This window comes from Pseudomonas sp. NPDC087803 (genome assembly GCF_044742995.1).
Taxonomy (GTDB): domain Bacteria; phylum Pseudomonadota; class Gammaproteobacteria; order Pseudomonadales; family Pseudomonadaceae; genus Aquipseudomonas.
This window is the reverse complement of the sequence record NZ_JBIUVO010000005.1, coordinates 49,925-65,020: the sequence shown is the minus strand read 5'-3', so window position 1 is coordinate 65,020 and position 15,096 is coordinate 49,925. Positions and strand designations below refer to the sequence as shown.

Genomic DNA, 15,096 nt, shown 5'->3' with positions numbered 1-15,096 from the left:
CCCCGCCGGGATGGCTGCGCAAAGACTGTTACACGGGAAGCAAACCGTATCTACCTGTCAGATCTGACAGTTGCGACAACGGACAATCCGTGCTCAAGCCCGACGTTGCAAGGCTGGCGCCGGGTTCCAGACATTGGCTGCGCACACCGGGGCAACGTCGACCCGCGCCATCAGCTGCTTGATCGCCGCTGCATTGGGCAAGGCGACAGGACTGATCTGCAGGTTTTCCTGGGCGAAGCCGGCAGGCGTCAGCGCTGGCGCGGTGGGTTCGTTATAGATCAGGACGTGGCGCACATGCGGGTTGTTGAGGAAAAAACCGGGCAGGTCCAGCGAACCGGCCGCCAGTTCGGCATTGATGACCACGGCGTCAAACGGCTCGCAGCCGTACTCCACCAGGGTCAGCAGTTCAACGAGGTTCTGCACCGGGGCAATGCGGAAGTATTCAAGAGCGTTGAACAGGCGCTCGATTTTCATCCGGTGAAAATGCTGCGGGTCGGCTATCAGGATGCGCAGGGTTTTATTTATCATGCTCGGTCTCGTGGAGGTCACGGGTGTGTGCGCCAAGACTACGCAAGCGGCATGGACAACTCTGTAGGACTTTTCCTAAAAAAACCGTCACTCATCCGCGTGTTCCCGGTGATTGCGCCGTTGCAACCAGTGCAGCAGATCGGCCCCGGCCATCGGCCGCGCGTACCAGTAGCCCTGCCCTTGCGCGCAGCCCAGCGCCAGCAGTTCGCGACGTTGCGCATCGGTTTCGATGCCCTCGATGACCACGCTCATGCCCAGGGTCTCGCCCAGCGCCAGGGTGCTGGCGATGGCCGCACGGCAACGCGGCTCGTGCGCAAGGTTGCGAATGAAGTCGGCGTCGAGCTTGATCTCGTTGAACGGCAACTGACACAGACGCTGCAACGAGGAGAATCCAGCACCGAAGTCATCAATGGACAAGCGGCAGCCCATCATGCGCAAACGCACCAGGCTCTCCAGGCTGGTGGCGGGCGCTTCGAGCAGGCCGCTTTCAGTCAGCTCGAAGGTCAGGCTGGAGCCCGCCACGGCATGCCGCGCCAGCGTGGCTTTGAGGGTGTTGGCCAGCTCCGGATTAGCCAGCTGCACGGTTTGCAGATTGAACGCCATGTTCAGTGCAAAACCTTGGGCCTTGGCGCGTTTGTGCAGGTTCAGCGCCTGCTCCAGTTGGCAAAACAGCAATGAGTCGAGCAAGCCACAACGCTCCAGCACCGGCATGAATTGCCCAGGGGCAATGATCCCGCGGGTCGGATGCAGCCAGCGACAAAGCACCTCGACACCGCAGACTTCACCGGTGTGCAGGTTGAATTTGGGTTGATACCAGGCATGCAATTGCTGATCGACCAACGCCTGGCGTACAGCCGCTTCACTGGCCAGCACCACCGCCCCGGACGGGCTCGGCGCCTCGACCGGGCGGTGAACGAATTTGTCCAGCAACCCCGCCAACACCTGGGCATGCAGCGGTTTGCCGACATCCCCCAGCAGCTCCAGACCGAGCAGCGTGACCATCTGGTGTACCGCCCGGCGCAGATCCGCCGACAGCGAGCTGCAGATGATCACCGACCGCACCTGCCCCGACGCACCGACCCGCTGCAGAAACTCCAGGCCGTCCATGCCCTCCATCTGCAAGTCGCACAGTGCGATGTCCACCGTGCCGACCTCATCGAGCAGCGCCAGCGCCTGCGCCCCGTCGCTGGCTTCGAACACCTGATGACAGCCCAGGCTCTGCAGCATGCTGACCGCCACCGAGCGTTGGAACGGGTGATCTTCAAGAACCAGGATACGCAGGGGCGGGTTGGACATGCTGATGGCCTCGTTGTGAGTGAATGGCGGACGAGTGTTTGCCGTTTCGAGCAGGCGTCTGCGGTCGCAGCGCACATTGCCTAACCATCGAGATGTTCCAGCACGCTGCCAAGGGCCTGCCGATCGGGGATCCGCAGCATGAACAACTGGCGTCGACGAGTGGCATAAATCGCCTCGGCCTGCGCTTGCCCACGCCGGACATCGTGGATCACCGCATGCCGAATCTGCGGGTTGCCTTGAAAGAACCGCACGGGATCAACACCGGCAGCAGCGATCAGTTCGCCATTGATGAGCATCAGGTCGAATTGCTCGAACGGCTCAGGGGAGTAATGCGTGAGCGCCAGCAGTTCACGAAACGAACGGATCGGCGTGAGATTGCGATAACCCAGCTCGTGGAAGACTCTGGCGATTCTGGATTGCAGCGCCTGCTGCTCTTCGACAATCACGATTCGCCTGCACTTGTAGGACATAAAATTTAACGGTGTAGAAAATGTGCTGACCACGCTAACGACAAGCCGTCGAAATCTATGTAGGAAAATTCCCAAAAGCAGGCGCAAACCTGTTGAAAACCGCCGAAAACGCCGCACAGGTCGGATCCATGCGGCGTTTTTTTCTTGCCAGCCAATGTGACAGCGCCACCCGCCATCCTGCCGAACGACGGCTGGAACCCACCGCCTTACTCGGTAGTACTCGGACTCCAGAACGCCTGCACCACCAGCGCCGAGGTCGAAATCCGCGCCACCAGGGCATCGAGTTCGTCACCGTCCACCGAGGTGGTCGCCAGCGTCGCTTCGATCTCGATTTCGTCGGCACCGAAGGCGTGTACATCGACGTCGCTGGCCGGGTAGTTGCTGCGTTCCAGTTCGGCTTCCAGCAGGGCGAACACAGCTTTCTGCTGCGAGCGCCGGGCGATCACGTAAACGATGTTGGTGACTTCGGCCGAGACCACATCCAGTGGCTGGCGGTTGATGTTGTTGACGATCGGTCGCAGCAAGGTGTTGGCGGCCAGAATGAACAGCGTGCCGAGCACCGCTTCGGCCAGCAGGTCGGCACCGGCGCAGGCACCGACGGCGGCGGAAGTCCACAAGGTCGCGGCGGTGTTGAGACCACGGACGTTGCCCTCTTCGCGCATGATCACCCCGGCGCCGAGAAAGCCGATGCCGGAGACCACGTAGGCGACCACGCGCACAGCCCCTTCAGCGCCGCCGAGACGGTTGGCCATGTCGACGAAAATCGCCGCACCGACCGCCACCAGCACGTTGGTGCGCAGGCCGGCGGTGCGCTGCCGGTACTGACGCTCGAAACCGATCAGGCCACCGAGGATGAAGGCTGCACTGAGGCTGACGAGGGTGTCGAGCAGCGAGGTGAGGTTGAGGTTGTTGATGGCTTGCATGATGAAGCTCCTTGAATAAACCACAGTCCCTTTGTCGGGCTTGCTGCCAATTCACTTGAAATAGCCGATCCCTGTAGGAGCTGCCGCAGGCTGCGATCTTTTGATCTTGTCTTGTAAAAACAAAATCAAAAGATCGCAGCCTGCGGCAGCTCCTACAGGGGCAGCATTACTGCCAGCCGAACCGGCGGATGTAGAAACCTTTCACCGCCTGGGTCAGCGCCATGTACGCCAGCAGGATCACCGGCAGGAACACGAAGTACAGCGACGGCAGTGCCTGCAATTTGAAGTAGTTGGCCAGTGGCCCCATCGGCAGGAAGATCCCCACCGCCATGATGATCCCGGTCATCACCAGCAGCGGCGTGGCTGCACGGCTTTGCAGGAACGGAATCTTCGGCGTGCGGATCATGTGCACGATCAGCGTCTGGGTCAGCAGACCGACCACGAACCAGCCGGACTGGAACAGAGTCTGGTGATCCGGGGTGTTGGCATCAAACACGTACCACATCAAGGCGAACGTGGTGATGTCAAAGATCGAACTGATCGGCCCGAAGAACAGCATGAAGCGTCCAACATCAGCCGGCTGCCAGCGCTGCGGCTTTTTCAGCATCTCGTCATCGACGTTATCGAACGGAATGGCGATCTGCGAAATGTCGTAAAGCAGGTTCTGCACCAGCAGGTGCATCGGCAGCATCGGCAGGAACGGAATGAAAGCACTGGCGACCAGCACCGAGAACACGTTGCCGAAGTTGGAACTGGCGGTCATCTTGATGTACTTGAGCATGTTGGCGAAGGTCCGGCGCCCTTCGAGCACGCCCTCCTCCAGCACCATCAGGCTCTTTTCCAGGAGGATGATATCGGCGGCTTCCTTGGCGATGTCCACCGCGCTGTCCACCGAGATGCCGATGTCGGCCGTGCGCAGTGCCGGGGCGTCGTTGATGCCGTCGCCCATGAACCCGACCACGTGCCCGTTGCCCTTGAGGATGCGCACGATGCGCTCCTTGTGCGACGGCGTGAGCTTGGCGAAGACGTTGGTTTTTTCTACCGCCACGGCCAGCTCGGCGTCGCTCATGCGCTCGATGTCGTTGCCCATCAGCAAGCCCTGTTGCGCCAGACCGACTTCACGGCAGATCTTCGCGGTCACCAGTTCGTTGTCGCCGGTCAGCACTTTGACCGCCACGCCATGCTCGGCCAATGCCTTGAGCGCCGGCGCGGTGCTTTCCTTCGGTGGATCAAGGAACGCCACGTAACCGATCAGCGTCAATTCCTGTTCATCCGCCAGGCTGTAAGTGTCGCGACCTTGCGGCATCGAGCGGGCAGCCACGGCCACCACGCGCAAGCCTTCAGCGTTGAATGCTGCGGTGACCTGCCGAATCCGGGTCAGCAATTCATCGCTCAAGGCTTCTTCGACTTCGCCGTGCTGCACACGGGTGCACACCGCCAGCACTTCTTCCACCGCACCTTTGCAGATCAGTTGATGTGGCTGACCACGCCCTTCGACCACCACCGACATGCGCCGGCGGTTGAAGTCGAACGGAATCTCATCGACCTTGCGAAACGCCGTGCCGACCTTCAGTTCGCGATGGATTTCCACGTGCTCCAGCACCGCCACGTCGAGCAGGTTTTTCAGGCCGGTCTGGTAGTAGCTGTTCAAGTAGGCCATTTCCAGCACGTCATCGGAGTCTTCACCCCAGACGTCGACATTGCGCGCGAGGAAGATCTTGTCCTGGGTCAGGGTGCCGGTCTTGTCGGTGCACAGCACGTCCATGGCGCCGAAGTTCTGGATCGCATCCAGACGCTTGACGATGACCTTCTTGCGCGACAGGAACACCGCTCCTTTGGCCAGCGTCGAGGTGACGATCATCGGCAGCATTTCCGGGGTCAGCCCAACGGCAATCGACAAGGCGAACAGCAGCGCTTCGGTCCAGTCGCCCTTGGTGAAACCGTTGATGAACAGCACCAGCGGCGCCATGACGAACATGAAGCGGATCAGCAGCCAGCTGACTTTGTTCACACCGAGCTGGAACGAGGTCACCGCGCGGTCAGTCGCGCCGACTCGCTGCGCCAACGCGCCGAAATAGGTGCTGTTGCCGGTGGTGAGAATCACCGCCACCGCCGTACCGGACACCACGTTGGTGCCCATGAACAGGATGTTCTCCAGTTCCAGCGGATTGCGCGTGTCGCGGTCGGCTTGCCGGGCAAATTTTTCCACCGGCATCGACTCACCGGTCATCGCTGCCTGGCTGACGAACAGGTCCTTGGCGCTGAGCACCCGGCAATCGGCGGGAATCATGTCGCCGGCGGACAGCACGATGAGGTCGCCCGGCACAAGTTGCTTGATCGGCAGTTCGATCCGCGGCTCATCGCGGCGCATCACCGTGGCGGTGTTGCTGACCATGGCCTTGAGCGCGTCGGCGGCCTGATTGGATTTGCTTTCCTGCCAGAAGCGCAGGAGCGTCGACAGCACCACCATGGAGAAAATCACCGTGGCGGCTTTCAGGTCTTCGGTCAGCCAAGAGATCACTGCCAACAGGGTCAGCAGCAGGTTGAACGGGTTTTTGTAGCAGTGCCACAGGTGGGTCCACCACGGCAGCGGTTGCTCGTGTTCGACTTCGTTGAGGCCGTACTGCGCGCGCAGTGCGTCGACTTCAAAATCAGTCAGGCCGTCGGTGTGGGTGCCCAGCGAAGACAGCAGTTCGCCGCTGTCGCGATGGGCCGCATCGACCAGGGTATTGGCCAGGGTGGGCGGCACTTCACGGCTGACCGTGGTGTCGTTGAACGATTCCAGCAACGCCAGACGGCGGAAGTGCCGGGCGATGTGGCGTGTGCGCAGGAAGCCTGCGAAAAATTCCTTGAGCGTAAGTTTCATGGCTGTTGCCCCTATGGTCAGCCGGGAAACCGTCGAGCAGGTACGACCATGCCTCGTTCACCGGAAAAACCGGCACGGCAAGGCTTGGCGCGCCGGTCAGAAAAGACAGGCGTGTCGATAGGTTTGCGATCACGACCACACGGTCGAAACCACACACGTTCAGTGTCGATGAGAAGGACGTCGGGACATGGTCTCAACTGACCATGATCGGGATGCCGCTGCTCGCTTTTACGGCGAGACAACGGCAGAGAAAGGCTGCGCGTTATCTTGCCGAGAATCTGCCGGTTACCGAGACCGGCCGACAACTGTCACTCGAACAAGTACCCACTGTGGGTCTCCGCTATTGATGAAAACGCGCGAAGCTTACGCCTCGATGATTGGAGAGTAAACCCGCAAGAGGAAGTGTGTCGGGGGAATGTGGCGGGTGTTCAGGAAGGGTTCAGGAAGGGTTCAGGATCCAGATTTTCAGCAGTGCTGATGGCCCCATCGCGAGCAGGCTCACTCCTACATTTTGTCCTGCGTACACAGAACATTTGTAGGGGTGAGCCTGCTCGCGATAGCGGTATTACAGACGACGCAAAACTCAGCTGGCCGTCGCCAACAGCAGATCCGCCATCGAACGATGCCCACGGTTCTTGCCATGCTCGTACAGCGACCCGGCGATCTCGTCAGCACGCACCGGCAGCACCGACAGCAAGGTGTCGCTCAGACCATGGCTGGCCTGGCAGAAGCCCTGCATGTACAGGCCGGCCTTGCAGCGCTCGTCGGTGATCAGTTTGTAGTTGCGATCAACCTCGAAATCACCGAGGTATTCCTCCAGTGGCGCCAGCAGTTTGCGGTGCATCTGCCGCTCGTAACCGGTGGCCAGGACCACGGCGTCATAGACACGCACGGTGACTTCGCCGGTGGCGTTGTTGCGCACGGCCAGTTCAATGCCGCGCTCGGTGGCGGTGGCGCTCTCGACGGTGGTCAGGGTACGGAACGCATGACGGGCGATGCCCGAGACTTTCTGCCGATAGAAGATGCCGTAGATGCGCTCGATCAGGTCGATGTCCACCACCGAGTAGTTGGTGTTGTGGTATTCGTTGACCAGGCGCTCGCGCTCGGCGCTGTTTTGCTGGAACACCAGATCGGTGAACTCCGGCGAGAACACTTCGTTGACGAACGGGCTGTCGTCCGCAGGCTTGAGGGCCGAGCCGCGCAGGATCATGTCGACCTGCACCGACGGGAACGAATCGTTGAGGTCGATGAACGCTTCTGCCGCGCTCTGCCCGCCACCGATGATGGCGATGCTCATCGGTTGATTGTTCACGCACGGCTGCTTGGCCATCTGCGACAGGTACTGCGAGTGGTGGAACACGCGGCTGTCGCCCTTGAGCGCCTTGAACGCTTGCGGAATACGCGGCGTGCCACCGGCGCTGACCACCACCGAACGCGCGGTGCGCACGAACTGCTGGCCTTCGGTGTCGCGGGAGATCACGCGCAGCGCTTCAACCTGATGGTTGTGCAGTACCGGTTCGATGGTCAGCACTTCTTCGCCGTAGCGGCTCTGCTCGGTGAACTGCCCGGCAACCCAGCGCAGGTAGTCGTTGTACTCCATGCGGCACGGGTAGAAGGTGCCGAGGTTGATGAAGTCGACCAGACGGCCGTGGGCTTTCAGGTAATTGACGAACGAGTACGGGCTGGTCGGGTTGCGCAGGGTCACCAGATCCTTGAGGAAGGAAATCTGCAACTCGCTCTGGGTCGACAGGGTGTTGCCGTGCCAGCTGTAGTCGGCCTGCTTGTCGAGGAACAGCACATCCAGCTCGCCGTGGGTCGGGCCGCGCTCTTGCAGAGCGATGGCCAGCGCCAGGTTCGAAGGGCCGAAACCGACGCCGATCAGGTCGTGAACGATGGGCGATGCAATTGCCTGAGTCATTTCCAGTGTCCTCTGGATGAACCCCTCAACAAGGGGAAAGGAGAGCCTAAGTGACCCGACTGGCCTTGAGCAGGACAGCAGGTCGTCTGTTGAGTAGGAACGAGGACAGTGAAATAAAATTTAACGATGTCGGCTCAATGGGCATCCCATTGCTTGATGCGCAGGCGGCAATGCTTCATCGCATTGACGATGTGTTTTTCCACCAGCGCCTTGGAAATCCCCAGATGTTCGGCGATCTGCGGGTGCGACAGGCCTTCGATCTTGCGCAGCAGAAAACTGTCGCGACACAGCGGTGACAGTTCCGCCAGGGCGCGCTGGAGCATTTCCAGACGCTGGCCGTGATCGAGGGTGCCGTGAGGCGATGGGGTGAAATAGCGCTCTTCGCTGTCGAGCACTTCCAGCGGTTCGACCTGACGCAAGGCGTTGCGCCGATGATCGTCGATCACCAGATTCAACGCGGTGCGATAAAGAAACGCCCGAGGTTGCTCGATGGGGGTGTCGCTGGATCGTTCCAGCACCCGCACGTAGGCGTCATGCACCACATCTTCGGCGACCTGACGGTTGCCGAGCTTGGCGTTCAGGAAACACACCAGCTCGCGATAGTAGTTTTCCAACATGACTCCCGGCCGCTTTGATGCGGATTCTATCCTTGAGCACACTGATCGACAGCCCCGGAAGACGGGGTAGCAAGATAGTGGCAACTTGAGGTGCGTAATTTATAGTAATTCTCATATAGATTTAAAGTGGCGTTTGTCGTTGCCCGCCAAATAGTGCCGTTCTATACCTGTAACATCCTGTGTCTTCGCTTAAATTCCCCGCCGCTTTCATCGTTTACAGGACAGCTCCCCGTGTCTGCCGCGCCTTGCGTCAGCGTTCAGCGGCTGCCCGCTTCTGCGCGCCCCCGAACGACGGGCCGAATTCCACTGGCCGGAACCCTGCATGAAACGTCCCCGCCCCGCCCGACGCGCCCTGCTCGTAGTCCTTTGTCTGATTCCCGTTGTTGCCTACGCCGCGTGGCAAATCATGCCCCCGGGGCGCGAGCGCTTCGCCACCGTGCAAGTCAGCCGTGGCGATATTGAAAGCAGCGTCACCGCGCTGGGCACCCTGCAACCGCGACGTTACGTCGATGTCGGTGCGCAGGCCTCCGGGCAGATCCAGAAAATCCACGTGGAAGTCGGTGACGTGGTCAAGGAAGGTCAACTGCTGGTGGAAATTGATCCCTCCACGCAGAAGGCCAAACTCGACGCCGGGCGCTTTTCCATCGAAAACCTCAAGGCGCAATTGCAGGAGCAACGCGCCCAGCATGAACTGGCGCGGCAGAAGTATCAGCGTCAGCAGCATCTCGCCGCCGGCGGCGCCACCCGTGAAGAAGACGTGCAGACCGCCCGCGCCGAACTGAAAGCCACCCAGGCGCGCATCGACATGTTCCAGGCGCAGATCCGCCAAGCCGAGGCCAGCCTGCGCAGCGATCAGGCCGAACTCGGCTACACGCGGATCTACGCGCCGATGGCCGGCACCGTGGTTGCCCTCGACGCCCGCGAAGGCCAGACCCTCAACGCGCAACAGCAGACACCGCTGATCCTGCGCATCGCCAAGCTGTCACCGATGACCGTGTGGGCCGAGGTCTCCGAGGCTGACATCGGTCACGTCAAACCGGGCATGACCGCCTACTTCACCACCCTCAGCGGCGGCCAGCGGCGCTGGAGCAGCACTGTACGGCAGATTCTGCCGGTGCCGCCCAAGCCACTGGACCAGACCAGCCAGGGCGGCGGCAGCCCGGCCAGCACCAGCAAAAGCGGCAGCGCGCGGGTGGTGTTGTACACCGTGCTGCTCGACGTCGATAACGCCGACAACGCGTTGATGGCCGAGATGACCACCCAGGTATTTTTCGTCGCCGATCAGGCCAAGGATGTGCTCACCGCGCCGGTCGCCGCACTGCAGGGCAGCAGCACGGCCAACCTGCAAATCGCTCAGGTGGTGGCGGCCAACGGTGATATTCAGCAGCGCGAAGTACGCACCGGCATCAGCGACCGGCTCAAGGTGCAGATTGTCGACGGCCTCAACGAAGGCGATCACCTGCTGATCGGCCCGGCTGATGGCAACGGGGGCTGAATGCAAACGCCTTTGATCGACCTGCAGGACATTCGCAAATCCTACGGTGGCGGCGACGCTCCCGAGGTTCACGTGCTGCGTGGCATCGACCTGTCGATCCACGCCGGCGAATTCGTGGCGATTGTCGGCGCTTCCGGTTCCGGCAAATCGACCCTGATGAACATCCTCGGCTGCCTCGACCGCCCGACCTCCGGCGAGTACCGCTTCGCCGGGGAAAACGTCGCCGGCCTCGACAGCGACGAGCTGGCCTGGCTGCGCCGCGAAGCCTTTGGATTTGTGTTCCAGGGCTATCACCTGATTCCGTCCGGCTCGGCCCAGGAAAACGTCGAGATGCCGGCGATCTATGCCGGCACCCCGGCCGCCGAGCGTCACGCCCGTGCCGCCGCCCTGCTCGACCGTCTCGGCCTGGCTTCGCGCACCGGCAATCGCCCGCATCAGCTGTCCGGTGGTCAGCAGCAACGGGTGTCGATTGCCCGGGCGTTGATGAACGGCGGCCACATCATCCTCGCCGACGAACCCACCGGCGCCCTCGACAGCCACAGCGGCAAAGAGGTGATGGCGCTGCTCGATGAACTGGCGAGCCAGGGCCACGTGGTGATCCTCATCACCCACGACCGCGAAGTTGCGGCCCGGGCCAAGCGCATCATCGAAATTCGCGACGGCCTGATCATCAGCGACAGCGCCCGCGACAACCCCCAAGCCCAGACCAGCGCCAACCCCGGCGCCCTGCAAGCGGTGGATCTGCGCAAGCGTCTGGTCGAGGGCGCCGAAGCCACCGGCGCCTGGAAAGGCGAACTGGTCGACGCCTTGCACGCCGCCTGGCGAGTGATGTGGATCAACCGCTTTCGCACCGCGCTGACCCTGCTCGGGATCATCATCGGCGTAGCGTCGGTGGTGGTGATGCTCGCGGTCGGCGAAGGCAGCAAGCGCCAGGTCATGGCGCAGATGGGCGCCTTCGGTTCCAACATCATTTACCTCAGCGGTGCATCGCCGCACCCGCGCGCGCCGCAGGGCATCGTCACCCTGGATGATCTGGCGGTGCTCGCCACCCTGCCGCTGATCAAGCAGATCATGCCGGTCAATGGCGCCGAAGCCGTGGTGCGTTTCGGCAACCTCGACCACAACAGCTACGTCGGCGGCAACGACACCAATTTCCCGAAAATCTTCAACTGGCCGGTGGCCGAGGGCAGCTATTTCACCGCGGCCGATGAAGCCGCCGGTGCCGCCGTGGCGGTGATCGGGCACAAGGTGCGGAGCAAACTGCTCAAGGACGTCGCCAACCCGATCGGCCAGTACATCCTGATCGAGAACGTGCCGTTTCAAGTGGTCGGCGTGCTCGCGGAAAAAGGCGCCAGCTCCGGCGACTCCGACAGCGACGATCGCATTGCCGTGCCTTACTCCGCCGCAAGCACGCGACTGTTCGGCACCTACAACCCCGAGTACGTGGCCATCGCCGCGGCCGACGCGCGCAAGGTCAAGCAGACCGAACAGGCGATCGAACGCATGATGCTGCGCCTGCACAACGGCAAGAAGGATTTCGAACTGACCAACAATGCCGCGATGATCCAGGCCGAAGCGCGCACGCAGAACACCCTGTCGCTGATGCTCGGTTCGATTGCCGCGATCTCGCTGCTGGTCGGCGGCATCGGCGTGATGAACATCATGTTGATGACCGTGCGCGAGCGCACTCGCGAGATCGGCATTCGCATGGCCACCGGTGCCCGCCAGCGCGACATCCTGCGCCAGTTCCTTACCGAAGCGGTGATGCTCTCGGTGGTCGGCGGGATAGCCGGCATTGCCCTGGCGCTGATCGTCGGCGGCGTGCTGATCCTCAGCGAAGTCGCTGTCGCGTTCTCGTTGCTGGCCGTGCTCGGCGCCTTCGGCTGCGCCCTGGTCACCGGTGTTGTCTTCGGCTTCATGCCCGCCCGCAAAGCTGCCCGGCTCGACCCGGTCACGGCCCTTACCAGTGAATGAACGATCTATGAAACCGCGCCTCAGCCTGTTGACCGTGTGCCTGATTCTCAGCGCCTGCGCCAGCCCCGTTCAACGCCCGGACAGCGGCGTGCAGGCGCCGGCCACCTGGCAAGCGCCGCACAGCGCCAGCCTCGCCCGCAACAACCCGCAGTGGTGGACGCAATTCGGCAGTCACGAACTCGATCGCCTGATCGAGCAAGCGCGCCTGGGCAGCTTCGACCTCGCCGCCGCCGTCGCCCGAGTGCAACAGGCTCGGGCCAGCACGGTGATCGCCGGCGGCTCGCAACTGCCGGAGGTCAAGGCCGGGATCAACGCCAATCGGCAGAAACTGCTGCGTGGCAGTGGCTACAGCCAACTGGATGCCGACAGCAGCAATCAGGCCGTGGACTACTTCGACAGCAGCCTGAGCGCCAGCTACGAAGTCGACTTCTGGGGTGGCCAGCGCGCCTCCCGCGACAGTGCGCAATTCACCTTGCAGGCCAGCGAATTCGATCGCGCCACGGTCGAGCTGACGTTGTTCAGCGACGTCGCCAGCACCTATGCGCAGACGTTGGCGCTGGGTGAACAGGCGCGCATCGCCGAGCTCAATCTGGGCAACGCCGAAAGCGTATTGCAACTGGTGCAGACCCGTTACGACTCCGGCTCAGCCACCGCGCTGGAACTGGCCCAGCAAAAAAGCCTGGTGGCAGCGCAGCAACGGCAATTGCCGCTGGTGCAACAGCAGGCCCGGGACGCCTTGATCAGCCTCGCCGCGCTGCTCGGCCGCCCGGTGCAGCAACTGGCGGCCAGTCAGGAGTCCTTTGATCAACTGCAATGGCCGGAAATTGCCAGTGGCGTCCCCAGCGAACTGCTCAGCCGGCGCCCGGACATCGCCCGCGCCGAAGCCCAACTGGCGGCGGCCGAGGCTGACGTCAAAGTCGCCCGCGCGGCGATGCTGCCGAGCCTGACCCTCACCGCTCAACTGGGCTCGGGTGCCGACCAGTTCGACCAGTTGCTCCGCAGCCCCTTCTACAACCTCACGGCCGGCCTGGTTGCGCCGATCTTCAACAATGGCCGCCTGAGCGCCGAGCGCGACAAGGCCAGCGCACGCCAGCAGGAGCTGCTGGAAAACTATCGCGGCGCGATCATCAATGGTTTCGCCGATGTGGAAAAAGCCCTGAACAGCATTCGCGGCCTCGACCGGCAACGGCAATGGCAGAGCGAAGAACTGAACCAGGCGCAAACCGCTTTCAACATCGCCCAGAGCCGCTATCAGGCCGGCGCCGCCGACCTGCTGACCGTACTGGAAACCCAGCGCACCCTGTATGCCGCGCAAGACCTAAACGTGCAACTGCGCCTGTCGCGACTGCAGGCGAGCATCGCGTTGTACAAGGCGCTGGGGGGTGGCTGGCAAACCGCGAGCCGCTGATCTCTGGGGAAGAGGAATGCTTGCGTTGAGTTGAATCAAACAAATCCATCCTGAATGACCCACCGCATTCGCGGGCAAGCCCGCTCCCACAGGTTTTGGGTATCACTCCAATCCTGTGGCAACCGCTGAACATTGTGGGAGCTGGCTTGCCAGCGATTGGGTTGTGTCAGGCGAAGCTGTTCTGGATGGCTCACCGCATTCGCGAGCAAGCCCGCTCCCACAGGTTTTGTGGATCCCCCCAATCCTGTGGCAACCGCTGAACATTGTGGGAGCTGGCTTGCCAGCGATTGGGTTGTGTCAGGCGAAGCTATTCTGGATGGCCCACCGCTTTCGCGAGCAGGCTCGCTCCTACAGGTGTTGTGGATCACTCCAATCCTGTGGCAACCGCTGAACATTGTGGGAGCTGGCTTGCCAGCGAATGGGCTGTGTCAGGTGAAGCTGTTCTGGATGGCCCACCGCTTTCGCGAGCAGGCTCGCTCCTACAGGTTTTGTGGATTACTCCAATACTGTGGCAACCACTGGACCCTGTGGGAGCTGGCCTGCCAGCGAATGGGCTGTGTCAGGCAAAGCTGTTCTGGATGGCCCACCGCTTTCGCGAGCAGGCTCGCTCCTACAGGTTTTGTGGATCACCCCAATCCTATGGCAACCGCTGAACATTGTGGGAGCTGGCCTGCCAGCGATTGGGTTGCGTCAGGCGAAGCTGTTCTGGATGATCTACCGCATTCGCGGGCAAGCCCGCTCCCAAAGGTGTTGTGGATTACTCCAATCCTGTGGCAACCGCTGAACATTGTGGGAGCTGGCTTGCCAACGATTGGGCTGTGTCAGGCAAAGCTGTTCTGGATGGCCCACCGCATTCGCGAGCAAGCCCGCTCCCACAGGTGTTGTGGATCACCCCAAACCTGTGGCAAACACCGAATCCTGTGGGAGCTGGCTTGCCAGCGATTGGGCTGTGTCAGGCAAAGCTGTTCTGGATGGCCCACCGCATTCGCGAGCAGGCTCGCTCCCACAGGTTTTGTGGATTACTCCAATACTGTGGCAACCGCTGAACATTGTGGGAGCTGGCTTGCCGGCGATGGCGTCGTGTCAGGCAAAGCTGTTCTGGATGGCCCACCGCTTTCGCGAGCAGGCTCGCTCCTACAGGTTTTGTGGATTACTCCAATCCTGTGGCAACCGCTGAACATTGTGGGAGCTGGCCTGCCGGCGATTGGGTTGTGTCAGGTGAAACTGTTCTGGATGACCCACCGCTTTCGCGAGCAGGCTCGCTCCTACAGGTTTTGTGGATTACTCCAATCCTGTGGCAACCGCTGAACATTGTGGGAGCTGGCTTGCCAGTGATTGGGTTGTGTCAGGCGAAGCTGTTCTGGATGGCCCACCGCATTCGCGGGCAAGCCCGCTCCCACAGGTTTTGGGTATCACTCCAATCCTGTGGCAAACACCGAATGCTGTGGGAGCTGGCCTGCCAGCGATTGGGTTGTGTCAGGCGAAGCTGTTCTGGATGGCCCAGCGCTTTCGCGAGCAGGCTCGCTCCTACAGGTTTTGTGGATTACTCCAATCCTGTGGCAACCGCTGAACATTGTGGGAGCTGGCTTGCCAGCGATTGG

At 61.7% G+C, this 15,096-nt stretch carries 10 protein-coding genes; 3 read left to right on the top strand and 7 right to left on the bottom strand.

The window, feature by feature from the left end:
• Positions 1-93: 93 nt before the first annotated feature.
• The 7 genes from ACIOUG_RS06445 to ACIOUG_RS06415 all read right to left on the bottom strand — a co-directional run bounded on the left by ACIOUG_RS06445 (position 94) and on the right by ACIOUG_RS06415 (position 8,618).
• Positions 94-528 (bottom strand): chemotaxis protein CheY, encoded by a 435-nt coding sequence (locus tag ACIOUG_RS06445; protein ID WP_401063526.1) that lies wholly within the window; start codon positions 526-528, stop codon positions 94-96.
• An 87-nt stretch (positions 529-615) separates the two neighbouring features.
• A complete protein-coding gene (locus ACIOUG_RS06440; RefSeq protein ID WP_401063524.1) occupies positions 616-1,824 on the bottom strand; it encodes an EAL domain-containing protein in 1,209 nt (402 codons plus the stop codon).
• An 80-nt stretch (positions 1,825-1,904) separates the two neighbouring features.
• Positions 1,905-2,270: a hypothetical protein gene (locus ACIOUG_RS06435; protein ID WP_401063521.1), complete on the bottom strand. Its 366-nt coding sequence runs from the start codon at positions 2,268-2,270 to the stop codon at positions 1,905-1,907.
• A 230-nt stretch (positions 2,271-2,500) separates the two neighbouring features.
• Positions 2,501-3,217 carry an MgtC/SapB family protein gene (locus tag ACIOUG_RS06430; RefSeq protein WP_007968289.1) on the bottom strand — a complete coding sequence of 239 codons (717 nt, stop codon included), beginning with the start codon at positions 3,215-3,217 and terminating at the stop codon, positions 2,501-2,503.
• Between the two features lie 166 nt (positions 3,218-3,383).
• Positions 3,384-6,083, bottom strand: coding sequence for a magnesium-translocating P-type ATPase (gene mgtA / locus ACIOUG_RS06425; RefSeq protein ID WP_401063518.1), 2,700 nt, complete (start codon positions 6,081-6,083; stop codon positions 3,384-3,386).
• Between the two features lie 583 nt (positions 6,084-6,666).
• A complete protein-coding gene (locus ACIOUG_RS06420; RefSeq protein WP_401063516.1) occupies positions 6,667-8,001 on the bottom strand; it encodes a lysine N(6)-hydroxylase/L-ornithine N(5)-oxygenase family protein in 1,335 nt (444 codons plus the stop codon).
• Between the two features lie 134 nt (positions 8,002-8,135).
• Positions 8,136-8,618, bottom strand: coding sequence for a sigma-70 family RNA polymerase sigma factor (locus tag ACIOUG_RS06415; protein WP_045122005.1), 483 nt, complete (start codon positions 8,616-8,618; stop codon positions 8,136-8,138).
• Between the two features lie 322 nt (positions 8,619-8,940).
• Between ACIOUG_RS06415 and ACIOUG_RS06410 the strand changes: the two genes are divergently transcribed.
• From ACIOUG_RS06410 to ACIOUG_RS06400, 3 genes are read left to right on the top strand one after another with little or no spacing between them, the layout of a single operon-like run.
• Positions 8,941-10,113 carry an efflux RND transporter periplasmic adaptor subunit gene (locus tag ACIOUG_RS06410; protein ID WP_401063513.1) on the top strand — a complete coding sequence of 391 codons (1,173 nt, stop codon included), beginning with the start codon at positions 8,941-8,943 and terminating at the stop codon, positions 10,111-10,113.
• Positions 10,114-12,087: a MacB family efflux pump subunit gene (locus ACIOUG_RS06405; RefSeq protein ID WP_401063510.1), complete on the top strand. Its 1,974-nt coding sequence runs from the start codon at positions 10,114-10,116 to the stop codon at positions 12,085-12,087.
• A gap of 7 nt (positions 12,088-12,094) precedes the next feature.
• On the top strand, positions 12,095-13,495 hold the full coding sequence (locus ACIOUG_RS06400; protein WP_401063508.1) for an efflux transporter outer membrane subunit: 1,401 nt from the start codon (positions 12,095-12,097) through the stop codon (positions 13,493-13,495).
• The last annotated feature ends 1,601 nt before the right edge of the window (positions 13,496-15,096 follow it).